Below are 25,326 nucleotides of genomic sequence, written 5' to 3' on the forward strand. Positions count from 1 at the left end.
TGTTACCGCTTGTTCACATACAAAAGCTGCCTGCACGTATTCGTGCAAGACAGCTTCTTTGGTTCAATGATGTCTACAACTACAACAATCTAAAGTGCCGTAACGCTGCTCCACCTTTGAAAATAATATACAGCTCATTCACCTTATGTGGTGCCTCAAGCGAACACTGGACTGTTGTCCACTTGATATCTTTTCCGTTCACACTGCCTCCGGGTCCAGAAACTTCACACACACCGAGCAGTTCGCCCTCTAGTCCTCCGGAACGAATCTCCAGTCTGCCCTCTTCCCCAAAAGCTGCCACTCTGGCTTCAAATCCTTGTACTTCTCGAACAGCATTATGGTTGAAAGCAATCCAGGACGACTGCTCCTCTCGATATAAGGGTTCTTCCCGAGTGATTGCCCGAACTGCCGAACGTCCTTCAAGACATTCATCCAGAAGAACACCTGCACAAGCATCGTAATTCTCGGCAAAGGTAAGCAAGTGCAGCGGACGATCAGGAATCGTCTCACCTTCAATTTCAATATCAGCCGACTGACGTATATCTGCGGAAGAACGTCCTGCCAGGATGGCCCAGGTCGCTGTCTCCACGCAGTATCGATCTCGGGTAACATCCCATAGCGCCAGCTTCTGAACAGGAACCTCGAAACTTATCGTAACACGCGTCCCTGCTTTGACATGAACACGACGGAAAGCAAGCAGTTGCTTCTGAGCGCGTTTCACTCGGGAGGTATAGGAAGATCCATAGATCTGAACGACTTCATCACTGTCACGTTCACCTGTATTGTGTACCTCCACTTCAATCTTTAATTGATCTGTGGTGGTGGATTCACTCGGAGCACTGCGACTTACACGAATCGCTTCGTATTCGAATTCGGAATACGTCAGGCCATGACCAAATGCATATTGAACCGGTCCTTCATGATACATATAGGTCATGCCATTCTGAATGATGTCATAATCCATTATGTCAGGAAGCTGTGATTCGTCTTCATACCATGTCATATTCAATCTGCCTGCCGGGGCATAATAACCTAACAGCACATCTGCAAGCGCGTTCCCCAATTCCTGACCTGCATGTGTCATATAAACGATTGCGCGGGCAATACCTTTCAACTCCTGCAAGGCAAATGGATAACTGCCCATAATGACAACCACCGTATTGGGATTGGCTTCACACACGGCTTTGACAAGTTCGACCTGACTCGGCGGAAGCAGCAGACTTGGGCGGTCAATTTCTTCTTTGCCGTTGATATATGGGCTGTTGCCAACAACAACGACAGATGCCTGACTGCTACGTGCAGCTTCTACGGCTTGTTGTATTCCGCTGGTCACAATATCAATATTGAATGCAGAAGGTATCTGTGTATTGCCTGGTGATTGACTTGCGTGTCCAGAGGCACTCACATTGTCCTGAGTTGTACTTGTACCTGTAGTTTGTTCTCCTTGTGGCCGTGGTGGTGATACAGCAGACTGTCCCTGATATTCGCTCAGTCCAACAGGGATACCGTTCCACGTCCGCAAGGTGTTACTTCCGTCCGTTAGAGGATCTATTCGAACAACTTCCTTCACAAACCAGCCACCGATCTGCGGTGCGTTTGCCTGATAGATGCCTTGCTCGGTTAAGCTAACGTAACGGTTATTTTTCACACTTCTCAGCGTGTGACTTCCCCAACCCCAATCCTGATGTACAAATTCGGCGGCTGTAGGTGCACTGGCTTCCGGCACAGCGACGAGTGTACCTTCCGCACCCAAGGTTATAACCTGACCGTCTGTTGCCTTCAGCTGAATACGGTCATTCCCATCTGAATACGTTATGTCTGAATGAGGTAGTCGATTACGCAATCCATCGAGGACGGATACACGATAAGGCAGTGTGCCACTGTACCAATCGGTATAGACAACATCCGCAAGTGGCCCAATCACACTGATTTTTTGCAACGCTTCTGGCTGCAACGGAAGCAATCCATCATTTTGGAGCAAAACAATTGATTCGGCAGTCGCACGATAACTAAGTTTGGCGTGCTCTGGTGCACATAATACAGATTCAGGTATAGACGCATAAGGATTTTGCCCCGACTGATCCAGTTGTCCAAGTCGCATCCGCACACCAAAGATTTTGCGGATGGCTCTGTCCAAATCAGCGATCTCCAACAGATTCCGGTCTAGAGCCTCCTCCAGAGCAGATACAACAAGATCAACTTCATCTGTAAGACAATCCACTCCTGCCTTCAACGCACCTGCTGCTGATTCGGCATGACTGGTGTGATAACCATGATAGTTCACCGTCTGTGACAGGTCTCCACCATCACATACAATGAAACCTGGCATCGCCCACTCACCCTTAACCACATCATTCACATATGGACTTTCAATGGCAGGTGTACCGTTGATGGAATTGTAAGCTGTCATCATGGACAAGGCTCCGCCTTCCACAAATGGTGTCTCAAAAGCTTTTAAATAATATTCCCGCAGATTGCGCGGATCGATGCTGGATGAACAATTCAGCCGATCTTTCTCATTATTATTGGCAAAAAAGTGTTTCAATGTAGCGACCATTTTCAGATAAAAAGGATCATTTCCCTGCATACCTTTGACGAGAGCTGCCGACATTTCTCCCGTGAGGACCGGGTCCTCGCCATATCCCTCTTCCGTTCTGCCCCAGCGTGGGTCACGTTCCAGATCAACCGTTGGTGCCCACAATGTTAACCCGTGAACCTCAGGATCACGGTGATGGTATGCCCTAGCTTCATCACCAATGGCTGAACCAATCTCCCGCATGAGCCTTGTATTCCAGGTACTTGATAGACCGAGCGGTTGTGGAAATACCGTTGCCTCCCCTTTCCATGCAACCCCGTGGGCAGCTTCGCCCCCAACGTTGTAGGCTGGAATGCCCAGTCTTGGTACAGCTGCTTCGCGTGTAGGAATTAGTCTGATCTTCTCCTCCGTTGTCAATCGTGCAATCAGGTCATCCAACCTTTCCTCAAGTGAAAGTGACGCATCCCACATCGGGTATTGATGATACTCCTTCATCCTTCATTCCTCCTACGAATTAGTTAAGTCCAAGTTGCTTCCATTGCTCCAGTAAATCCAGCGTACGCTGGCGATACTTCTGACCGTCTTCAGGTTGATTGACCTGATGTTCATGAACGTAGGCATTAAAATACGAAGACAGTATTCGGTACGCAAGCCTGCGTGCCTGTCCTTCAGCGGATGAGTCCAGTGGACGATCATATCCTTCATGAAAAGCCGCTGATTCTGTCGACAATATGGCTTCAAACTCCCTGTCGGCAAACATGGAACGATCTCCGTCAATGATGGCCGCAATGTTCAGCTCACCATTTTCCTGATGAACAAGTACATTTGCTTCCCACAGGTCATTATGAACGAGTACTGGACGGGTCACTTGATCAAATAAGTCTTTATTTTTGATGAATATAGCTGCGATTTCTTCTCCTACACCTGACATATAATCGGCTTGAGCAGCTTTAAGTGCCGTTTCTTCTGCAAAAGAGTGCAGCACCTCGGACCATTGATCCGAGCCTCTAATCGTCCCATCACCCTGCGGCCACCCAAACGATGCCCCCTCGATCTGATGCATGATGGCGGTATAGACGCCAAGCTGATGATACAATCGCTCTTTGTCTATGTCTGAAATCGATGCGTGATCCAGCTGCTTACTCGGGATAAATTCCATAAACATGTACGTTCTTGGAATGATGGATCCGCTGTCATCACAGGCGATAATGTTGGGAGCAGGAATGCCTGCCTTACGGTAATATTCATACACAATCGGTTCAGCCGCCATCATCGTACGTTCAAAAGAAAAGAGTGGGTCACTCGCAGAACCAGCCGCCATCTCTCCCCGCTCTGGAGCCAAACGTAAAATCACATCCGTATAGGATGTATGTTCAAGGTGAATCCGATAGGTTGTATTAAAAAGTCCACCTTGCAGGAGACCAAACTCCTTCACTTTGGCATCGCTTCCAAAATTAATCTCTACCAGTTGATGCAGCATCTCTGCTGATATCGTGCAGTGTAAACCGGAACTCATTGTACTCATTTCATTCAATCTCCTATCATCGTAGACAAACAGACGGCACCTTTCGGCACCGTCCTTTTCTTTTACTATATCATTTTACAGTTGGATTGTAAGCGCGCTTGCGCCTGTTGCTGCCGTAACGACAACACCAGTTGCACCAGACACTTGGGAACCACCTTCAACGCTGGATACACTTTCAATACCACGAAGCACGATGTTCCAAGGTTTACCTGCACCTTCAGCACGAACATCCAGCACTGATCCATTACGTGTAACGTTAACTGTCAGCTCCTGCTCTGCCGCTTGGTTCACAACGACAGCTTGAGCCGTTTGACCATCAGCCAGTTCGAACAAGTGCAAGGACACATCATTCGCAAAATCGTAATCCGGTTTGCTATCCACCGCACCCACAGCGATCAGGCTGTTTGGCTTAACCATCATTGGCAGTGTTTTGAAGTCATGGTTTTCACTGATCCAGCGTCCACCTTGTACTTTCGCTCCTGTCAGATAGTTCGTCCAAGTTCCTTCAGGCAGGTAATAACGCACATCGCCTTCCTTGTTGAAGATTGGAGCCACCAGGATTGAATCACCGAACATGTATTGCGTATCCAGGCTGTATGTTGTTGGGTCCTCTGGGAAATCCAGCAGCATAGCGCGCATCATCGGAATACCTTTTACCGTTGACTCTACCGCAGAATTGTACAGGTACGGCATCAGGCTGATTTTGAGTTTGGTAAAGTCACGAACAACGTCCACGGATTCCTCGTCAAACAACCAAGGCACACGATACGAAGTGCTTCCGTGCAGGCGGCTGTGGGAAGACAAAAGTCCGAATTGTACCCAGCGTTTGTATACGTCAGGGCTCGCTGTGCTTTCAAAACCACTGATATCATGGCTCCAGAATCCGAAACCGGAAAGCCCCAGTGAGAGGCCACCGCGAAGCGATTCAGCCATGGATTCATACGTGGAAGAGCAGTCACCGCCCCAGTGAACCGGGAATTGTTGCCCACCTGCTGTTGCAGAGCGTGCAAACAGGGCAGCTTCGTTTTTGCCAATCTTCTCTTCAAGCAATTCAAATACAGCTTTGTTATAGAGTTGTGTATAATAGTTGTGCATTTTAACTGGATCAGAACCATCGAAGTACACAACATCTGTCGGAATTCTTTCACCGAAGTCGGTCTTGAAGGAATCTACACCTTGATCAAGCAGGACTTCGAGCTTACTCTTATACCAATTCACAGCATCCGGATTCGTGAAGTCAACCAGAGCCATGCCTGCTTGCCACATATCCCATTGCCATACGCTACCATCGGCTGTTTTCACCAGATAACCGTTCTCCATACCTTCATCGAACAAGTAGGATTTTTCTGCAATATATGGATTGATCCAAGCACAGATTTTAAGGCCCTTCTCTTTCAGACGTGCAAGCATGCCTTCCGGATCCGGGAACATCGCTTCATCCCATACAAAATCAGACCATTGGTATTCCTTCATCCAGAAGCAGTCAAAATGGAATACAGACAGCGGAAGATCACGTTCAGCCATGCCATCTACAAAATGGTTAACCGTTGCTTCATCATAATCCGTTGTGAATGACGTTGTCAGCCACAGACCAAAAGTCCATGCCGGTGGAAGCGCTGGTTTACCTGTTAATTTCGTATAATTATCAAGTACATCCTTAGGATTGTCACCGCCGATAATGAAGTACTCCAACGTCTCGCCTTCTACGCTGAACTGAACTTTAGATACATTCTCGGATGCAATCTCATATGATACGCGTTCAGGATGATTTACAAATACGCCATATCCTTTATTGGACAAATAGAACGGAATGTTCTTATAGGACTGCTCACTGCTTGTACCCCCGTCCTCATTCCAGGTATCGACGATTTGGCCATTCTTAACAAACGGCGTGAAGCGCTCACCAAGTCCGTAAACGTATTCACCAATACCAAGATCAAGCTGCTCGCGGAAGTATGCTTCCTTACTTGGACCTGTAATATAACCAGCAGCTCTTTGACCGCTACCTGTAATCCGTTTTCCTCCATACAGGAAGCTAATGTCCCAACCGTTTGTTTTGTCGATTTGAACTTCCAGATTGCCACTTTTCAAAACAGCGCCTTGTTCATTTTTTGAGATCTCAACGTTTGCTTCTTGTGTGTTAAGCTCAAATTCAGGCCCTTTTTTCACTCCGCCCTTATGGTGATTCAGAGTTACACGAATAACGTTAGGCATTGGTGAGCTGTACGTTGCTTTCAGCAATGTACCGTTCAGAGTGTCGCCTTTGCTACGAATATATTTAGTTGCCGCATATACGGTCACAGAATTCTCTTTTTGCACAATATCACGAATGTCAGTTGGGTTTTGAATCTGGTACCCTTCACGAGTCATCCAGAATCCATCAGTAAATTTCATGTTTTCTTTCCCCCTTTGGTTATATTATAATAATATTGATATTAATAACGAATTTCTTCTCTTATTTTGACCAAATATATCACGATTTTGATAATAAACATCCGATTCTTGAACATCACCACCAATCTATGGAAACGATTACATTAATAATGATACAAAAGGAGAATCTGATATGGAACGTGAACGATTACGAGAAGACCGGATTCACGGCAATGCCATGTATCCCGTCAGTGTGTACCCGGATATTCAACAACTGAACGGGGATAGCATTCTCGATTGCCACTGGCATGATGAGATGGAGTTCACCATGGTGACCAAGGGCTGCGCCGTCTTTCAGATCGATATGAACACCGTTGAGGTTCAAGCTGGAGAAGCCATTTTCATCAATCGAGGTGAAATTCATGCGGGGTATCTGAAGGGCGATGTTCCTTGCGTATTCTCTTCCATTGTATTTAATCCCGAGCTGCTTGGCAGCCGTACCTTCGATACGGTCCAAGAGAAATTCATCGGTCCACTGGTACGCAAAACGGTGATTCCCCCCAGTCATATCAAGGCAGATGAGGATTGGGGACAAGAAATTCTGGATCACCTGAAACGCATATTTGCGGACCATGCTACCCGGACCGAAACGTGTGAAATGTCAACAAAAGCGTACCTGTACCTCATATTTGCCCGAATGTTCGAACATATGAGACCTGCTCCGCTCAAAGGCACCGTAGCTACAGGGAGTCATGACAAGGTAGAGCGCCTGAAATCCGTGCTCGGGTATATCCACAAACGTTATCCTGAACCATTAAAGCTGAAAGAACTGGCCGATGAAGCCAATATGAGCGAAGGACACTTCTGCCGTTTCTTCAAACAGATGGTGCAGAAAACCCCGGTTGATTACATTAACTATTACCGCGTTCAACAGGCCTGTGTTCAGCTTGAGAATACGGATCACAAAATTGTTGATATCGCCATGGATGTGGGTTTTGAGCATCTAAGCTACTTCATCACTACATTTAAAAAGCATAAAGCCACCACACCTTCACAGTATCGCAAAATGTTCTATGAGAACGTAGCCATGGAGTCTGCCTTAGTTCAGGTGTAAAAGAAGAAGGTGCTCACAGCTATTCAGCTGCAAACACCTTCTTTATCAACTTCCACTTCCCAAGAACGAGCGAGATAACGATCTGAGGCACGTTGTCTCCGTTAGAACTCATTTCATATGCTACTACAAGCATTGTGCTAAAGAGTTTACTGGTGTCTCACTTTTTCAGCGTCTTCCATGAAGTGTACTCATGTACGGAGAAACCGTTAAAGGACGCATGTACTGAAGCCATTTTTTCGACCAACTTTAATTGTGCTTCCATATAAGCAGATCCCTCTTCATAAAAAGTAATGAAGTCACCTTCCTTACTTTGCTTTGTTTCCACGGCGATCGAGATCGTCTTGCCGAGCAGAGCTGCTTCTGCAAGTTCATCCTTCGCTACACTATAGATTGCAGCAGCTGTATCACGGTAAGCCATAATGGTGATGGAATTGAACTTGCGAATCATCCAGCTGCTTACGGCCATTGTTGAACCCGGAATTTTGTAGTTATCCAGCCAAAAAGGCAGATCAGCCGCTACCGGCATCTTCATCCGTGATGCTCGCTCAACAATATACTCCACATTTCCTTGCCACTGAGTAATTACACTGGCCTGATTGGTTTTCCACTGCGGGTGCACATGTGGCTCAATATCCAGATGAATACCAGCAAATTTCTCACTGGACAACGCCTGCGCCTGATATGCCTCGATCCAGTCCAGGAAAGATGCAATCTGCTCCCGGCTTTCCGTCAAGCCCCAAGATGATCTTCCATCCATGACGTCAACCGCAATGTTCTTGGCTCTCGCCTGGCGGATAAAACTTTTATACTCAGGAATTTTTATATCCCGGTTCATCTGCAGATAGATCGTATTGATCTTGTTCGCTGTAGCGTAATTCAGCACCTCTTGAGGATTACTTCGGATCTGGGTGGTATCCCACACCCACGTCGCTCTCACCGGCTCATCAAGTTTTCCATGAATCGTTGCATAACTGTCGACTGAACCATCCGCAGTGGCTTTGGAAGAACAGGCTGTACTCGCACACAGGATCAAACAACTCAGTAATAAGATAAAACGGTAACCCCTTTTGCTTTTCATATTTGTACACTCCCTCTGAAGTTATCAGCTCTGACATGCAAATCTGGATGAAATTGTGTCGTTTCATATTCATTTAATGGATACTTTTTAGTTACGACGAACTCGAATTGCTTTTATATGCAATATCATCTCTAAGACTCACGACGAAAGAATCATAATTATATTTCGGGAATTCGCAGTTCTGTATGTATAGTTCAAAAGTCACAATTATTGACTTTTTTCTAAATTAACCCTTATTTCAGCATGACTTCAGTCATTATTTTCATATGTACACCAAGCTCCAGAAGTCCTAGAAAGCGTTTTCTCCCGAAATGCACAAAAAAACCGCCCTAAGGCGGCTTTGCATGTATCTCAATTTAATGATGCTCTAGTCGACATTTCCGTTCATTCATTACCCGATGGAGCTACAGGTGTATTCTCAACCACTTCATCGAAAAGGGACACCAGTTCAATACCTTCTGCCGAGATCCGCACAAGCCCCTTGTCGGACAAACGTAATTCCGGAATCACAACCAGCGCCAATAACGAAAGTGTCATGAACGCATTATTTAATGTACATCCTGCGGACTGTAAAGCTTCACTGACTGCTGCCGATTGGGCTGCAACGACTTCGAATGGCTCGGTTGACATCAAACCTGCAATCCGCAGCGGGAATTCGGTTACACCTGCTGCCGTTACCACGGCGACCCCGCCCTGCATACGAATGACGCGATTACCAGCTTCAGCCATTAGCGCATCATCATTACCGATAATCAACAGGTTGTGACTATCATGAGCAACCGTCATCGCAATCGCTGCAGGGGATGTGAAGCCGATGCCCCCAACAAGCGCTACCGCTCGATTCCCGGTTTGTTTGTGACGCTCCAATACCGCAATTTTGCATACTTCCTCTGAAGTTGAAACCACAACCTTGCCGTTCTCTACGGTAACAGGCAGGTGTTTCTCCTTTGTATCCACATGGTTCTCTGTCACATGAATGATTTTGGCACCAATGATCCCCTCTTGAATCGGCGCAGCCAACTCCAGATCTTCTGGCTGAATATTAGCTTCTAACTTCACCGTGTTCAGCGCTTCCTCAGGGTACGTGAAGCTGTCCCAGACCGCCGTCATTTTCCCGTTCTCGGCTACAACTTGCCCGGCAGCAATCGTCATGCCCACACGTACATCCGCCAACCGGCCGTCCAGCAGAAGAATATCGGCTATATTGCCTGGAATAATCGCTCCAATGTCACGCGCAACTCCGAAGCGCTCAGCCGTGTTAATGGTTGCCATCTGAAAAGCCGTAACCGGCTTCACACCTTGGGAGATTGCGAGACGAACAACAAAGTCCATATGTCCTTCTTTGAGCAGGGATTCAGAGCTTCGGTCATCGGTCACCAGCATCATCCGGCGTGTATCCAGACCAAGCTCAGTGCAAGCTTTGATCGTCTCTGCTACATCATGCCAAGCCGAACCTTGGCGCATCTTCGCGTACATCCCGAGTCGCAGACGTTCAACGACATCTTCCTTGGTCACACATTCATGATCCCCTGTAACGCCACTCGCTGCATACGCTGGCAGACGCCAGTCATCTGCAGCCCAGGTGAAATGACCGTCTGCCACTTTACCTGCCCGGAGGGTCGCCTGTATCTCACCGATCATCGTCTCGTCCCCATAGACTACCCCAGGGAAGTTCATCACTTCACCAAGGCCAATCATGTCCGGCCCCCACGAAAGGGCTTCAGCGACCTCTTCAGGCCCGATATAAGCACCTGTTGTCTCCAATCCTGGATGGGTGGAAGGCACACAGGAAGCCACCTGCATATAAGCAGCCATCGGTGTGGTCCGCGCTTCATCCAGCATCAGTCTCAGCCCTTTGAGACCAAGCACGTTAGAGATCTCATGTGGGTCAAAGAAACCTCCGGTCGTGCCTGAAGGCAATACCGCTCTCGCAAACTCGGTTACTTTCATCTGTGTACTTTCAATATGGCAGTGTCCATCCAGCAAACCAGGAGCGATATACTTACCGTTTGCTTCAATAATCCGGGTATGTTCTCCAATGGTGTGGCTTACATCTTTACCGACATAAGCGATTCGAGCTCCCTGTACGGCTACGGACATCTCCGGCAAAATCTCACCCGATATCACGTTTACCAGCGTACCTCCCCGAATGACCAAAGTCGCTGGCAAATCTCCCCGTGCTGTAGCGACCAGATCAGGTACACAATCGGCCATAAGTGGCCGTTCAAAAGATGGTTTGTTCATTTTGTTGCCTCCTTTAATAAACGATCCAAAAAAAATATATTGTTACGATTATATGAGTCCGGACTTCATGTGTAAAGAAAAATCACATCCATTGTGCTTGAATACAAATTATGAAGTCATCTTTATCCACAGAACCCAATCCTTACGAATTCACGTTAGGTATTTTCATTCGATACGTTCACTTAAATGGCTGGAGCCTCATCTCGTATAATTCCCTCGCTAAGCTAGCTTCTTCCCGATCTATGTATCATATACAGAAAGACTCCCGTTCCATTGAACGGAAGCCTTCTTCATGCATATGAAGTGTTATGTCAGTCCACTTGCGCAGCAGACACCTTGCCAAGATCATACCATTCTTCCGACTGGGCGGTAATGAACGGACTCGGTGTGCCCACACAGTAAACGTGCAGCAGATGCATTGCTCGTGTGCAAGCCGTATAGAACAATTTGCGTTCATGTTCCTGAGCATACTGCTCCGCAGAGCCGTCATAGATCAGGACAGCATCAAACTCCACACCTTTGGCCAGATACGCCGGGATCACATGAACACCCTGCTCAAAAGCCAGCGTCGTTTTCTTGATTAACTTCGGTGCTGTGGGCAGCGCCTTACTCAATGCAGCATGGACATCTTTGCTCTCTTCGGCGGTCTTGCAGATAACTGCAACTGATTCGTATCCTTCCTTAATCAAGTGCTTCAGGTCTGTCGTGATGACGTTTATATGACGCTCTGAATCAGAAGAAACGATAACTTTAGGTTTCTCACCGCTGCGGTTAAATGGAATAATCTCTTCCCCACCAGGCACCATGCCACGGGTAAACTCCACGATCTCCCGAGTAGATCGATAACTTCTGGTCAGCTCAATCACTTCCGTATTGTCTGGTCCGTACAGGTTAGTCAAGGGTCCTGTTCCACTTAGTACAGAAGAGTGGGCATAGATTGCCTGATTAAAGTCACCAAGTGCTGTTATTTTCGCCCGTGGGAACAATCTCTTCATAAATGCCAACTGAAACGCAGAATAATCCTGGGCTTCATCAATAATGACATGGCGAATATTGGAGTTAATATGGAATCCAAGCATAAGCTCACGCAAGTACAAGTATGGGGTAATATCTTCATATGCCAACTCCTGAAGCTTCAACCTGCGTAAAGTCATCTTACAGATTTCATCCCATTGAGCAGGCAGCGTTTCGTCACCCAGCAGTCGCACCATCTGAGCCTCATCGTTGAACAGATGTGCATATAATTGTCTTATATCAACGAATCGTAAGGACTTGATCCATTTCCGCAACGGTTTGAGTCGGTCACTGACCACCATACGTGCCAGAATTTCTCTTTCCTGCTCGAAGTCATTAAACGTGTGGGTCTTTCCTTTTTGCTTGCGCTTCAACCGTTGATACGCACGTTGCAGATCCTCCGGCTCCATTAGATCAAGCTGCTGATCAACCCAAGGCGCATCCAGTTCACCTTTACCAAAGGCAGACAGTTCTTTCAGCATCCAGTCCCGCAACATCTCCAGTCGACTCACCAGCTTAACGGACGATTCGAAACTATAGAATTTCTCAGCCATAGCCTCTGACGTGACAATCGCTCGGCCCTGGAAGCGTACCGGCTTGAATTTCATGCCACCTGACAACATGCTTTCCTTATAACGTGTAATAACCTTGAGGAAAGTTTCGGACGACTTGAACCGAATGCTGGACATGCGAACATCGTAATCGGGATCTTCCGTCCCTGTAAGTACATATTCGAGTTGAATAAACGGATCTTCCAGTTGATATTCACGACCCAAACGGCGCTCCAAATACTCCTGGAAGGTCGTTTGCAACATGTTTTCCTCCCCAAGCTCAGGCAGTACTGTGGAGACATAACTGTTGAACATTGGATTCGGTGAAAAAAGAACCATCTGATCCGCTTGCAGATGCTCGCGGTATTTATAGAGAAGATATGCCACACGCTGGAGAGCCGCCGATGTTTTGCCACTGCCGGCTGCGCCTTGCACAATGAGCATGCGTGTCCGGTCATTACGGATAATCCGGTTCTGCTCCTTCTGAATGGTGGCTACAATACTCTTCATCTGTGCATCCGAAGTTCGACTGAGCACGGCCTGCAACAGCTCATCGCCAATCGTAACCCCCGTGTCAAACATAAACCGGATACGTCCGTCCCGAATGACAAACTGCCGCTTCATCTCTATATCACCGCTGATCTCTCCACTGGGTGTATGATACGTGATTGGACCCGGTGCTCCGTCATAATACAGGTTAGAGATCGGCGCACGCCAGTCGTAGACCAGAAAGGATTCTTCCTTCTCATCCAGCAACGATGCAATGCCCAGATAAATGCGTTCTGCATTTGGATACCCGTCTTCCTTGAAATCAATGCGGCCGAAATATGGTGAGTGATGCAGTCGTTTCATTTTGTCCAACGCAGCCGCTGTATTTAGATGGCTGCGCTCCCGATCGGATAGTACCTGTGACTGCTGCCGCATGCTGGTTGATGTCTCTCCGACATCGTCCGCTTCACTAAAGTTCATCGTGACTTCGTCCCAAAAGTCTTTTCTCATTCCAACCACTTCGTCACGGAAGGAGCCTACTTCATCTTCTAACGTTGTGATCTTGCTTTCAATCTGATCGGTCACGGTGTTGACCCGTTGTTGTTCCTCATTCCATTGCTGATCTGTACTCATATGTTAATAGCCCCTCTTTCCCCGGATTGTGTCCTCAAAATCCCATTTGACAAGCCCGAAAAGGCAATGGTATAATTATTAGAAAGTAAACATTTTAATTATATGTTAATTAGTTCTAATTTCTGAAAACCATTTTTTATTGTACCAGTGACAACGTCCCGATGCAAGCGGAGGCGTTTTTTGTTGTTTTCTTCTTCATTATTACCCAATCACCGGGTCCTCATCTGATTTAGCTACTCCTGCCTATTTTCGTAATTCTTCAATCGTCTCTTTCCAGCGTGTAATTGCTCCAAATTCATCTTTTAATTGAAAGGTTATTCCTGAAGTGATCTCCGCATATGGCGCGTGATCCACACGTACATGGAGCACTTGTGCTTCAAAACGATCTCTCGGATGAACAGCGCCCTTAATCTCAGACAGCCGTTCTACTTCTATACGGATATGCAGCAATCGATGTCCTTGAACCGCAATCAAGGTAGCCTTGCCTGTTTTGCTCATGTTCATACTGGTCTGTGTACCTGGCCATAAAGCAAGTCTAAGCTGATGCGGATTTATCGCAATCACTTCCCCCATACTGATCATCGCCTGATGCGGCCATTGATCCTCAGATACGGTCAGCAGTTGCATGGCTTCATGCTGTTTATGTTCCAGATTTGTCCCACTCAACCATTCCATTAGTTCAGCGTCCAATTCCTCTATAATCATGTCTCTATCCCTCAGTTCGTTAAAATCATTCATGCGCTTCAGCCCTATGTATGACAAAACAACCCGGACACGATGGTCCGGGCAATGTTGTAACTACATTGTATATGATCGCCAAGCAGGTGCGCAATTCGCACTTAGAGAGGTTGTTCAAAAAGTCTACTTTTGATTACGAATCATGCCTAACGGCATCATCAGCATCGAATATGGAATTCAGCCGAAATGTCCGTTGCTCACGTAGTTTTTCCTACGCTCCGCTACTCCATTTCTAGCTTCATTCCATCTTCTCGGTACTGAAAACCAGCCTTTTTGAACTCGCACTTAAGGCCACTTAAGCCAATTTAAAATTTTGTCCTGTGATTCTTTGTCTTCACTGGCGCTATGCACATGTTCGGCAAGTCGATTCAGACGTTCCAGTTGATACCCGTAATCATAGATCGCCGCAGCCACGATGGACAATCGTAACATTCCTTCCTTGTCGATATCAAACTGGGTGATCGCCTGCTCCATGAAACGGTCATTATCCAATACAAACTGTGCGGCTTCTTCCCCATTAGGTTTCAGCTTATCCTCGAACTTGAGCAGTGCATGCTCATGGAATTTGATAACCAGTTCAAGATGTGAGTCAAAAAACTGATCCATGGCCGTTGTCCGCGGTGCCTGGAAATAGTGGCGTTCCACCGAATCCAGCACCTCATATCCTTTTTGCAGACTCAGCAACATTTGTTTATAGACCACCATCTGACGAGTTTCGCTGAATTTCGAACGTTTCATCTTTTTCTGTTCCTCTTCGAACAAATTATACTTGTCGGACAGAGACTTAATGGAACCTCCCAGGTTGCTTTTCTCCTCCCGGAATACAACTTCCTTGATCTCATCCGAGATCGAAGTTCGCAGAAGCAACGACATACCGCTGAATACACTATGGATCTGCTTCACGAACTGAACCTTCGGTTTCGGAGGAAATACCGTAATGTTAATGAGAAACGCCGATACGATACCAACCAGTGTCAACAGAAAACGATTGAGTGCAAAATGCCAGTCACCCGAGGCTTCCATAATGGATACAACCGTGACCAGTGTCAGGCCAACCGTCTCACCCATATTCAATTTAAGACAGATCATGATGACAAGTACAATAATTAATCCAACGGCGATTGGCTCATTGGACAACACCATGCCCCCCACCAGGGCGACAATAGCTCCCAGCGTGGTTGTTTGCAATTGATCCAGGAAGTATTTCCAGGAACGATAGATGGAAGGCTGCATGGCGAATATAGCCGCGATTGCGGCAGGCACGGGAGATTGCGGGTTCAAGAACAGGCTGCTTAGGTACAAGGCAAGCGTGACCGCGATCCCCGTCTTAAGTACACGTGCACCAAACGACATGGTGGTGACCCCTCCTCTTTACCGAACCTGAAATTTTACATTTGATAATCATGTTCATTATTACCCCATATTTCTTTTTTTGCCTGAATTCATTCAGGAGAACGATTTATTGTACCATGTAAGGTCTTCCGTTGCCATGTCATAAGTCAGAGGTATTGTGAAATTGATTTCTTTATGTATGTTAATACACATTATTAACCCAAAAAGAAGCAAATCTTCAAAATGGATTTCTCCACTTCAAAGATTCGCCTCTGTTACTTATTATACCTCTGTGGAATACTCATGCTTATTATGCCTGCCTAACGGTCCGTGCCCTCCCATTCCCTTTTGAACTGGTCCACAAACTGCACCATATAATCATGACGCTGTTCCGCCAGCTCCCTGCCATAGGAGGTATTCATCAGATCCTTGAGCTTGAACAACTTCTCGTAAAAGTGATTTATCGTTGTGCTGCGCCCATTACGATATTCCTCACGGGTCATCTGCTCCCGTGGGGGGAGGGAGGGATCGTACATCTCGCGCCCTCTGGCTCCTGAAAAGGCAAAGGTTCGCGCGATCCCAATCGCACCAAGTGCATCCAGTCGATCCGCATCCTGAACAACCTGTGCTTCAAGCGAACTGACTGCAGGACGCTGGCCTCCCGCATATGAGATGGTGCTAATAATACCCACAACCTTATTACGTATATCCGGGTCAAGAGGCTGGGTATCCAGCCAGTCATTCAGTTTGGCCATCCCGGCTTCCAAGCTCTCATTCAGCTTCTCATCCGGTACATCATGTAATAATGCAGCCAGTTCGCAGACAAATGGATCTGCACCCATCCGGTGAGCGAGTTCGACCGCAAGTGCCGTTACCCGTTCAATGTGCGGCCAGTCATGACCATCACTGTGCTTGGATGAGTCCCCTTGAACAAAGGATCGGGCGTCGCGCAGAACAGCCTCTCCTGCCGTTATTCCATCTATATTATGCATGTGCCCTAATTCCTGCAGATTCCCACCAGATTGAAGAGGGTTCTCTGACATCTTACGATTCCCCGCCTTCACGGGCCTGTTCACGCGGAATACGCCGAGCTACACCTGTCTTAATAGCTGCTTCAATCACGCGACTGCGCATCGATTTGACCACTTTATCATTGAACACACTCGGAATAATGTAATAACGTGTACGCTCTTCATCCGTAATGGCCGAAGCAATCGCTTGCGCAGCTGCCAACTTCATTTCTTCATTAATTTCGGTGGCTCGGCAATCCAGAACTGCCCTGAAGATACCCGGGAAACATAACACGTTGTTAATCTGATTCGGATAATCGGATCGGCCTGTTGCCATTACCGCCACAATGTCTTCCACCAATGCAGGCATTATCTCAGGTACCGGGTTTGCCATCGCAAACACGATTGGATCTTCTGCCATGGTCTGCACATCTTCGCGAGTTAACAGATTACCGCGGGACAGGCCAATGAACACGTCCGCTCCACGGATGACATCGCGCAGTGATCCGGTTTCCAGTTCCGGGTTTGTACGAGCTGCATAATCACTCCAGACTTCATTCTCATAGGTTTGTGTCCGTACAATCGCACCCTCACGATCGACACCAATAAGTCGACTGGCTCCTGCAGACAATAATATGTTGCTGCAAGCTACACCTGCTGCACCAATACCGCAGACCACAATCTTCACATCTTCAATGGACTTGCCCACCAGTTTGAGCGCATTGATCAGACCGGCATATAACACAACCGCTGTGCCATGCTGGTCATCATGAAATACAGGAATGTCCAATTCCTCATTCAGACGACGTTCAATTTCGAAACAACGCGGTGACGAGATATCCTCCAGATTAATGCCGCCAAAACCAGGTGATATCGCTTTCACAGTACGTATGATTTCCTCGGTATCCTGTGTGTCCAGGCAGATTGGGAAAGCATCCACACCAGCAAACTGTTTGAATAACATCGCTTTACCTTCCATGACAGGCATCGCGGCACGAGGCCCAATATTACCAAGCCCAAGCACCGCACTGCCATCAGATATGACGGCCACTGTATTCCGTTTAATTGTCAATGAGAAGGCTTTGCCAGGTTCTTCTGAAATGGCTGAACATACACGAGCCACATCCGGTGTGTACACACGTGACAGATCTTCCCGGTTTTGAATCGGGGTCTTTGGTGTTACTTCGATTTTACCGCCCAGATGAAGCAGGAACGTCCGATCCGATACATTAATAATGGACACACCTTTAAGCTGGCGCACCCCTTCTATAATTTTACTGTTATCTTGTGCATCTGTAACTGCGACCGTCAAGTCGCGCACGCTTACATCCTGATTGGTGGAAATCACGTCGATTGCAATGATGTCTCCCCCAGCTTCCGAGATGGCCGAAGCCACTTCGCCAAACTTGATATCCTTAGTTGTCATTTCCAGTCGAATAATAATGCTGTTACCATCCAGATTTCTTTGATTCATTTCCATTCCTCCCAGACTGAAAGTCTTGAGTTACATGTTACGTGTTTGTCTTCGCTGCGCGGACACGTTTATCCTTTATCTTGTCCAGAAAAAGTCGTTCAACAGCCAAATGCATAAAATAAAAAAGATGCCCTGAACACCAATGCAGGCGTTTCAGGGCAATCTCTTCTTAATACTAACTTAATTTATTTAGTAACATATAGAACCTATATTATTTTCGGGCAGCCGGTCTGCGCAGAACACAAATGTCATATGGCTTCAAGCTGAGACTTGCTTCCACAGCATCACCACTGAGCAGATCGGTATAGGACTGTCCATCTAGTTCAACCAGCTTCTCATCTGGTGTGTAGTTCTGTACAAACACATAATCAGCTGTACCATCTGTACGTGTATGTGCCGTTGTTCCGTCAGGCAGCTCGGTTTCAAGTCCACGCTCAATGTTCAGGTCAGCGATTAGTTTTGCATAGAAATCATCATAGAATGGTGCTTTCAGACGTGTCGCTACATAATATGCTTTTCCTGTACCCAACTGGTTAACCGTCAATGCCGGACGTCCGGCATAGAAGTCAGAACGGTACGTAGCCAGGGACTTCGCGCCTTCCAGATGAATCAGATCACACAGCTCAATTGCATCATACGCTGTATTGAGCTGAAGCTCATTGCCCTTCTCCGGTATGATTCCGTTCAGATCACGATCATGCAGTCCGTCAATTTCCTCGGACCAGATGCCAAGTGTCTTACGCAGTGGGCCTGGGAATCCACCCAGGAAACACAGATCGTTTTCGTTAACAATACCAGACCAGTAAGTTGCAACAAACGTACCACCTTGTTCTACAAACTTCTCAATGCGTTCCCCAACACCTTCACGTACCAGATAGAGCATTGGAGCAATCAGCAACTTATACTTGGACAGATCTGCATCCATATCAATAACGTCTACAGCGACTCCCTTTTTCCAAAATGCTTCATAATGCTCTTCCACGGTCTGCTCATACTTCACACCGATATTGCGTGGACCCTGGGAATCATTAACGGCCCAGCGGTTTTCCCAATCAAATATAATTGCAACTTCTGCCGGAACCGCTGTTCCTACAATGGCTTCCATGCCTTCAAGAGCCGTTCCTACGTCGGTCACATCTCGGAACACACGTGTGTGTTCCGTTCCTACGTGGTCTACCACCGCACCATGAAGTTTCTCACTGGACCCCCGGCTTTTTCTCCACTGGAAGTACTGAACACTATCGGAACCGTGCGCAACAGCCTGGAGAGAAGAGAGCAGATGCATGCCAGGTTTTTTCAGCTTGCTGACATCTTGCCAATTCGTCGAACTTGGAGTACTCTCCATCAGCAAGAACGGCTGACCGCCTTTGATGGAACGAACGATATCATGCATCATGGCGATACGGGATGCCTGTTTCGCGTCGTCATCTGCATCATGCCAAGTCGGATAACTGTCCCAAGAGAGGAAGTCCAGAATATCGGCGAACTTCCAATAGTTCAGACCGCCATAGAATTCCATCAGGTTTGTTGTGACTGGCAGATCGGGATTCCGAGCTTTCAATGGTTTCGTTTCATGCACGATAAAATCAGCTGTCTGATCCGTAACGAAACGGCGCCAATCCAGATTCATCGCGTGTACCTGTGTCTCACCGTGTGGAGCAGGAGATTCCACTTGACTCCAGTCTGTAACCGTATGGCTCCAGAATGTGGTCCACCACGAATGATTAAGTTCATCGAGTGTTTTATACTTATTCTGAACCCAACCACGGAACGCTTCCTGACAATAATCACAATGACAGTCTCCGCCGAACTCGTTTGAGATATGCCAGCCGATTACAGCCGGATGATCCGAATAACGCTCTGCCAGTTTTGTGTTGATCGCAGTAACCTTCTCACGGTATACCGGGGAAGTATAACAATGGTTGTGACGGAAACCATGCAGATTGCGGACACGCTTCTCGGATACACGGAGCACTTCCGGATACTTCGCGGACATCCAGGCAGGTCTGGCACCACTTGGTGTAGCCAGGAATGCATAGATGCCGTTTGCTGCAAAACGATCCAAAACCTGATCCAGCCATTCAAACGTGTATACACCCTCTTCCGGCTCAAGGGATACCCATGAGAAGATACCAATGGACATCACGTTACACTTGGCAAGCTTCATCAAGCGAATATCTTCTTCCAGAACTTCAGGGTAGCGGAGCCATTGCTCCGGGTTATAGTCTGCGCCATGCAACATGTGCGGGGCTTTGGAACTTACAGGTGGAAATTTGTATGTCATAAGGACAACTCCCTTGCTTTAATTACTGTTTTTTTAATTTATATACGATAACAACGACTTCACAGAAGATACGTATTACGCTAGATTACACGTATGTCACGACATCAGATTCTTCTGCAGTAGCGAGTGCTGTAAACGATTCCAACTTGCGACCTTTAAAATCAAACATGGTGAGGTTGCCCCAGTTATTCGGGTGCCCGACGGACCATTCTTCTTTACTTGGTATCCAGGCAGGTTCCCAATAATAGAATCCGTGCCCCAAACCACCAGGAACTTCGCGGATAATCTGCAATAGATCCTTCAGATATTTGGTCTGTCCCTCTACACTTGCAGGGTATCCTGGTAACAACATATCTTCCTGATTCAAAATCCATTCAATGCCTTCCGGCTGTTCCAGCGTCCATGGATAAGCGGTTTCAACTACATTGATAGGTTTGCCATAACGCTCAGCCAGATCATGAAGATTGTCTCGTAACGCATCAAGTGTGCCATGCCACCAAGGGTAATACGAGAGACCAATGATATCAAACTCCACACCCAGTGCTTCAAAGCGATCGTAAAACTTGCGGCTCTCGGCGTTATCTCCACCACGATCAATATGTATCATAATCTGAATATCCGCGTCAACGGATTTGACCGCAGCAATTCCGTACTTCACAAGGCCTGCAAAACGCTCCCACTGTTCATCCGTATTATGCTCTTCTCCACCGACACGTCCCTCATTCCATAACATGCCTGGTGTAATCTCGTTGCCCACCTGCACCATGTCCGGAAGCGCATCGTGTTCCTTCAACGTTCTCAGAACATCAGCCGTATACATGCATACCGCACGTTGAAGCTCTTCATAGGACAGATTCTCCCATGCTTTCGGCTTCCATTGATTGGCTGGATCAGCCCAGCGATCAGAGTAATGAAAATCCAGCAAAAATTTCAATCCCTGTTCCTTGATCCGTTTGGCTACCTCCACCGTCCGCTCCAGATTGCAGAATCCACCAACAGGATCATTCCAGATTCGAAGTCGTATCGCGTTAGCGTCATTAATCTTCAGGATGGACAGCAAGTCTTGTTCCTTGCCATCCACATCACTATAACTCCCGCCATGCTGTTCGATTTCATCCATAAAGGACACATCCATTCCCAGAATGAATGTCTTTTCCGTCAAATTGCTCACTGTATCAACCTCCATTAATTTGGGGTACAGGCTCAGCCTTTAACTGAGCCCAACGTCATACCTTTGACAAAGAAACGTTGCAGGAAAGGATACACAATCAAGATTGGTGCACTTCCGATGAAGATCTGAGCTGCCCTTACCGTAGTTTGAGAGAGAGCTTCCATTTCTTTTGGATTCATGCTCATGCTACTCATATCACGTCCAATAATGACCGTTTGCATAAATGTAGCAAGTGGGTAATCCTTGGCGTTATTCATGTAGAGCAATCCATCAAACCAGGAATTCCAGTGGAACACCATACTGAACAATGCAATTGTTGCAATGGACGGCATCGAAATGGGAAGGAAGATACTGAACAATGTTCTGAAATGGTTAGCTCCATCCATCAGCGCCGCTTCCTCCAGCTCTTTTGGAATACCGCGGAAGAAGTTCAGCATCAGAATGACAAGGAATGTGTTAACTGCCCCAGGGAGTACCAGTACCCAGAAGGAATCCATCAACCCGATCTTCTGGATAACCATGTAGAATGGCACCAGTCCCCCGTTGAAAATCATACTGAATACAAAAATCCAGGAGTAGATTGTTCTGCCTTTGAATTCACTATTCTCTTTGGACAACGGATACGCTGCCAGGAACGTAATCAGCAAGGTAATAGCTGTACCAATTACTGTACGTAGAAGTGAAATCCAGAGTGAGTTCAAGAAAATTGGATTGTTCATTGTCTTTTTGTATGCCTCAAGGGAGAAACCTACAGGCCAGAGATTGACCAAATTTGCATCGGCAGCAGCCTTTGTACTAAAGGATACCGCCAGTACATGAACCATCGGTATGATACACATGATGGCGATCAAAATCAGAAAGCAGGTATTGACTATATTAAACACGCGATAAGGCAATGATTTATGATACATCGTGGTCCCTTCTTTCTCTGTTCATTCGTTTAGAATATGCGATATCCAGCGTATTTTTTGGCTAAGCTGTACGATACAAGAATCAAGATCATGCTAATAACCGATTTGAATAATCCGATCGCCGTTGCAAAGCCCATCTCACCATTTTGCATTGCGGAACGATATACGAATGTATCAATGATGTCACCCGTTTGATATACGAGCGGGTTATACAAGTTGAATATCTGGTCAAATCCGGCATTCAGTACGTTACCAAGTGCCAGTGTTCCTACAACCATCAGCATCGGCACAAGTGAAGGAATTGTAATGTGCAGTGTCTGTTTCCAGCGTCCTGCTCCGTCAATTTCCGCTGCTTCGTACAATGCTGGATTAATTCCGGCAAGGGCAGCCAGAAAGACAATCATGTTATAGCCAAATTCTTTCCACACATCTGTCAGAATGACCGTAGATCGGAACCAACTGTTGTCTCCAAGGAAGAAATATGGCCCGAGTCCGAAGGTTCCCAGAACCCGGTTAACCAAGCCGCCTGTTGACAACAGATCTATCAAAATCCCGCCCAGAATGACCCAGGACAAGAAGTGAGGTAAATAGACAAGTGTTTGAATCGTTCGCTGTATAGCCATCTTACGAACCTCATTCAAAAGAATGGCAAAAACAAATGGAACAAATAAATTAAAAATCAGTTTAAGTACAGCAATAATCAATGTGTTCCAGATGACCTGTAAGCTGTCTTCACGTTCAAACAGATATCTAAAATTGTCCAGCCCAACCCATTCAGAACCGCTAATCCCAAGCCATGGCTTGTAGTTCTGGAATGCCATAATGATCCCGCCCATAGGCACATAACTGAAGATAATCAGAAAGATAATGGCTGGCAACAGCATAACGTGGAATGGCCAAGTGCGTTTCAAAGTTCTCATGATTGCTCCCCCTGTATTTCTTCCTACTCAAGTACTCCCTGAGTGGCTTATAATGCGATTATATCAACCTTTTATGGGGCCCAAACAGCACATAAAAGCAATATAAATGGCACAAATTCAACCACTTTGCCTTAACTTGAATAAACAAAAAAAGCGCCCAGACGTTAGTCGTCTGAGCGCTGCTTGTAACTATTTTTTCACACTGTCATACCACTCGTTAACCTCTTGCGTGATTTGGTCACCACCACCCGATTTCCACGTTTGTACAAAGGTATCAAACGCATCCGCCGGATTTTTGCCATAGATAATTTCGTTAAATGCTTGATTCTCGATTTTATTCAAATAGTCCAACTTGGATTTCATCGTCTGTGTTGTTGGACCTGTGAACATGTTTTTGAAGGAAATTTCTTCTTGGCTCAGTAACACTTTGGCTGCTGCTGGAGTTTCTTTACCGTAATTGACAGCAACATCTTTCTCAAGCTTCGTTTCAGGCTCTTTGCCATCTGCTAAGTTCAGAAGTGCTTTCATCTGGGCATCTGGAATACGAGCACCGTCGCGAACAAGCAAATAACGTACAACGTTCACGTATCCGCCTTCGATCTGGTCAATCGGCATTTGTTTTCCATTTGCATCCAATTGGTAGTCATAACCTGCAAACAGACCGTTATCATAAGGGCTACCTGGTGCTGGGTCTGCATAATTGTCAAACAGGTAGTTCTGATACGTAAAGAATGCTTCTGGGTGTGCCATATCTTTTTTGATCAACGTAACACCATTAACGAACTGTGTTCCGTGACGCATCGCTTTTCCTTCAGGACCGGTAGGAATTTCAATCGGTTTCCATACCGCACTCGGTACATTTTTCACTGTATCGAGAAGTGGCCACCCACTCATCCAGTAAGGTCCTGGAATAATGCCGGCAGTTCCTGCAACTGCTGGCTCTGCTGTTTTGTTCTCATCCCATAGAGCTGCTTCCTGCGGGATATATCCTTTTTTGAGCCATTCGCTCAATTTGGTCAGACCTTGCTTCATACCCGGATTGATGGAGCCATACTCCAACTTGCCATCCGCAGCAAGATTCCATTGTTGAGGTAAGGTGCCATATGCACCAAATATCCAAGATACATCTCCCATCCAAGTGTTCATGGATGTTTTGAAACCAACGCTGAGCGGAGTGACTTTTTCAGGAGCCAAGCCGTCAGGGTTATTGTTTTTGAATGCTTCCATAACGGTTTCCAGCTCATCGATTGTTTTTGGTGCTTTCAGATTCAGCTTGTCCAGCCAATCCTGGCGAATCCAGAGCAAGTAATCATTGTTGTATGCGTAGTCCAGAACAGGGATACCCATTCTTTTGCCATCACGACTATATTGGTTCCAGACGTTAGGATCTTGCTCCATCGCTTTTTTCCATGTGTCTGAAGCATATTTGTCGAACAGTGGACCGACTTCTTCGTACATGCCAGAGTCGATCAAGTCTTGAGCAACGAGATTGTCCGCACTACCAATCGTCACGATATCTGGCATTTCCTGTCCAGAGGACATAGCCAGACGAAGTTTAGTTGCAAACGCACTGTTTGTGTCTGTTACTGACCAGAGCGCGCTGACATTAATCCCGAATTTTTCCTTGGCCCACTTGGTTGCCACGTTATTTTCCATGGATTCGCCATTTTTAAACTTCAGCTCAGGATCGATTCCCCATGCTGTTGTAATGGTTACTTCCGGATCATACTTTTCTTTGTATTCGTTTTGGGTTCCAGATGTACTTGGTGTTGCACTATCTCCGCCCCCACTGCCTCCTGAACATCCTGCAAGAACGACAGTTAGACTCAGAGTTGTAGCGAGAAGCGTCAAGAATCTCTTTTTCGTTGATTGCGCTCTCATGTTGTTCCCCCTTAAATCGTTTTGGTTACCCTTTCATTATAGGCTGAC

At 46.6% G+C, this 25,326-nt stretch carries 16 protein-coding genes; 1 reads left to right on the plus strand and 15 read right to left on the minus strand.

The genetic code is table 11. From position 1 onward, the window contains the following. Window positions 1-79: 79 nt before the first annotated feature. The 3 genes from QF049_RS12725 to yicI form a co-directional block, all read right to left on the minus strand. The gene (locus QF049_RS12725; protein ID WP_307537826.1) at window positions 80-3,031 is read right to left on the minus strand and encodes a glycoside hydrolase family 3 C-terminal domain-containing protein; all 2,952 of its coding nucleotides are present in this window, start codon (window positions 3,029-3,031) and stop codon (window positions 80-82) included. 19 nt (window positions 3,032-3,050) lie between these two features. Further along, complete coding sequence (locus QF049_RS12730; RefSeq protein WP_307537828.1) at window positions 3,051-4,061, minus strand: phosphotransferase family protein; 1,011 nt, start codon at window positions 4,059-4,061, stop codon at window positions 3,051-3,053. Window positions 4,062-4,136: 75 nt separating this feature from the next. Continuing rightward, on the minus strand, window positions 4,137-6,455 hold the full coding sequence (yicI, locus tag QF049_RS12735; RefSeq protein ID WP_307537830.1) for an alpha-xylosidase: 2,319 nt from the start codon (window positions 6,453-6,455) through the stop codon (window positions 4,137-4,139). A 172-nt stretch (window positions 6,456-6,627) separates the two neighbouring features. Here yicI and QF049_RS12740 point away from each other — a divergent pair, with 172 nt between their 5' ends. Beyond that, on the plus strand, window positions 6,628-7,548 hold the full coding sequence (locus QF049_RS12740; protein ID WP_307537833.1) for a helix-turn-helix domain-containing protein: 921 nt from the start codon (window positions 6,628-6,630) through the stop codon (window positions 7,546-7,548). A gap of 157 nt (window positions 7,549-7,705) precedes the next feature. Here the strand turns inward: QF049_RS12740 and QF049_RS12745 are convergent, their stop codons facing one another. From QF049_RS12745 to QF049_RS12800, 12 genes are all read right to left on the minus strand, one after another. Then, complete coding sequence (locus QF049_RS12745) at window positions 7,706-8,626, minus strand: hypothetical protein (protein WP_307537835.1); 921 nt, start codon at window positions 8,624-8,626, stop codon at window positions 7,706-7,708. A 384-nt stretch (window positions 8,627-9,010) separates the two neighbouring features. Next, complete coding sequence (locus tag QF049_RS12750; protein WP_307537837.1) at window positions 9,011-10,870, minus strand: adenine deaminase; 1,860 nt, start codon at window positions 10,868-10,870, stop codon at window positions 9,011-9,013. A gap of 311 nt (window positions 10,871-11,181) precedes the next feature. Then, entirely contained in the window at window positions 11,182-13,557 is a 2,376-nt protein-coding gene (gene helD, locus QF049_RS12755; protein WP_307537840.1) for an RNA polymerase recycling motor HelD, read from the minus strand. Window positions 13,558-13,800: 243 nt separating this feature from the next. Next, window positions 13,801-14,295, minus strand: a complete 495-nt coding sequence (locus tag QF049_RS12760) for a pyridoxamine 5'-phosphate oxidase family protein (RefSeq protein ID WP_307537842.1) — start codon at window positions 14,293-14,295, stop codon at window positions 13,801-13,803. Window positions 14,296-14,580: 285 nt separating this feature from the next. Continuing rightward, window positions 14,581-15,648, minus strand: coding sequence for an FUSC family protein (locus tag QF049_RS12765; protein WP_017689291.1), 1,068 nt, complete (start codon window positions 15,646-15,648; stop codon window positions 14,581-14,583). Between the two features lie 299 nt (window positions 15,649-15,947). Then, a complete protein-coding gene (locus tag QF049_RS12770; RefSeq protein ID WP_307537844.1) occupies window positions 15,948-16,670 on the minus strand; it encodes an HD domain-containing protein in 723 nt (240 codons plus the stop codon). 1 nt (window position 16,671) lies between these two features. Next, complete coding sequence (locus QF049_RS12775) at window positions 16,672-18,111, minus strand: NAD-dependent malic enzyme (RefSeq protein WP_124113995.1); 1,440 nt, start codon at window positions 18,109-18,111, stop codon at window positions 16,672-16,674. A gap of 211 nt (window positions 18,112-18,322) precedes the next feature. Then, window positions 18,323-20,395 (minus strand): beta-galactosidase, encoded by a 2,073-nt coding sequence (locus tag QF049_RS12780; RefSeq protein ID WP_307537846.1) that lies wholly within the window; start codon window positions 20,393-20,395, stop codon window positions 18,323-18,325. A gap of 85 nt (window positions 20,396-20,480) precedes the next feature. Continuing rightward, window positions 20,481-21,566, minus strand: a complete 1,086-nt coding sequence (locus QF049_RS12785) for a glycoside hydrolase family 53 protein (protein ID WP_307537848.1) — start codon at window positions 21,564-21,566, stop codon at window positions 20,481-20,483. 32 nt (window positions 21,567-21,598) lie between these two features. Then, window positions 21,599-22,477: a carbohydrate ABC transporter permease gene (locus QF049_RS12790; RefSeq protein ID WP_091032085.1), complete on the minus strand. Its 879-nt coding sequence runs from the start codon at window positions 22,475-22,477 to the stop codon at window positions 21,599-21,601. A 29-nt stretch (window positions 22,478-22,506) separates the two neighbouring features. Continuing rightward, the gene (locus tag QF049_RS12795) at window positions 22,507-23,397 is read right to left on the minus strand and encodes an ABC transporter permease (protein ID WP_074094500.1); all 891 of its coding nucleotides are present in this window, start codon (window positions 23,395-23,397) and stop codon (window positions 22,507-22,509) included. 189 nt (window positions 23,398-23,586) lie between these two features. After that, the gene (locus QF049_RS12800; protein WP_307413816.1) at window positions 23,587-25,278 is read right to left on the minus strand and encodes a type 2 periplasmic-binding domain-containing protein; all 1,692 of its coding nucleotides are present in this window, start codon (window positions 25,276-25,278) and stop codon (window positions 23,587-23,589) included. Between the last annotated feature and the right edge of the window lie 48 nt (window positions 25,279-25,326).

The sequence above is a fragment of the Paenibacillus sp. W4I10 genome (genome assembly GCF_030816325.1).
Classification (GTDB): Bacteria; Bacillota; Bacilli; order Paenibacillales; family Paenibacillaceae; genus Paenibacillus; species Paenibacillus amylolyticus_B.

What these genes read in the sequence shown, in the direction of transcription:
- QF049_RS12725 (WP_307537826.1), bottom strand. Translation starts at nt 3,031, where the DNA reads ATGAAGGAGTATCATCAATACCCGATGTGGGATGCGTCACTTTCACTT.
- QF049_RS12730 (WP_307537828.1), bottom strand. Translation starts at nt 4,061, where the DNA reads ATGAGTACAATGAGTTCCGGTTTACACTGCACGATATCAGCAGAGATG.
- yicI (WP_307537830.1), bottom strand. Translation starts at nt 6,455, where the DNA reads ATGAAATTTACTGATGGATTCTGGATGACTCGTGAAGGGTACCAGATT.
- QF049_RS12740 (WP_307537833.1), top strand. Translation starts at nt 6,628, where the DNA reads ATGGAACGTGAACGATTACGAGAAGACCGGATTCACGGCAATGCCATG.
- QF049_RS12745 (WP_307537835.1), bottom strand. Translation starts at nt 8,626, where the DNA reads ATGAAAAGCAAAAGGGGTTACCGTTTTATCTTATTACTGAGTTGTTTG.
- QF049_RS12750 (WP_307537837.1), bottom strand. Translation starts at nt 10,870, where the DNA reads ATGAACAAACCATCTTTTGAACGGCCACTTATGGCCGATTGTGTACCT.
- helD (WP_307537840.1), bottom strand. Translation starts at nt 13,557, where the DNA reads ATGAGTACAGATCAGCAATGGAATGAGGAACAACAACGGGTCAACACC.
- QF049_RS12760 (WP_307537842.1), bottom strand. Translation starts at nt 14,295, where the DNA reads ATGAATGATTTTAACGAACTGAGGGATAGAGACATGATTATAGAGGAA.
- QF049_RS12765 (WP_017689291.1), bottom strand. Translation starts at nt 15,648, where the DNA reads ATGTCGTTTGGTGCACGTGTACTTAAGACGGGGATCGCGGTCACGCTT.
- QF049_RS12770 (WP_307537844.1), bottom strand. Translation starts at nt 16,670, where the DNA reads ATGTCAGAGAACCCTCTTCAATCTGGTGGGAATCTGCAGGAATTAGGG.
- QF049_RS12775 (WP_124113995.1), bottom strand. Translation starts at nt 18,111, where the DNA reads ATGAATCAAAGAAATCTGGATGGTAACAGCATTATTATTCGACTGGAA.
- QF049_RS12780 (WP_307537846.1), bottom strand. Translation starts at nt 20,395, where the DNA reads ATGACATACAAATTTCCACCTGTAAGTTCCAAAGCCCCGCACATGTTG.
- QF049_RS12790 (WP_091032085.1), bottom strand. Translation starts at nt 22,477, where the DNA reads ATGTATCATAAATCATTGCCTTATCGCGTGTTTAATATAGTCAATACC.
- QF049_RS12795 (WP_074094500.1), bottom strand. Translation starts at nt 23,397, where the DNA reads ATGAGAACTTTGAAACGCACTTGGCCATTCCACGTTATGCTGTTGCCA.
- QF049_RS12800 (WP_307413816.1), bottom strand. Translation starts at nt 25,278, where the DNA reads ATGAGAGCGCAATCAACGAAAAAGAGATTCTTGACGCTTCTCGCTACA.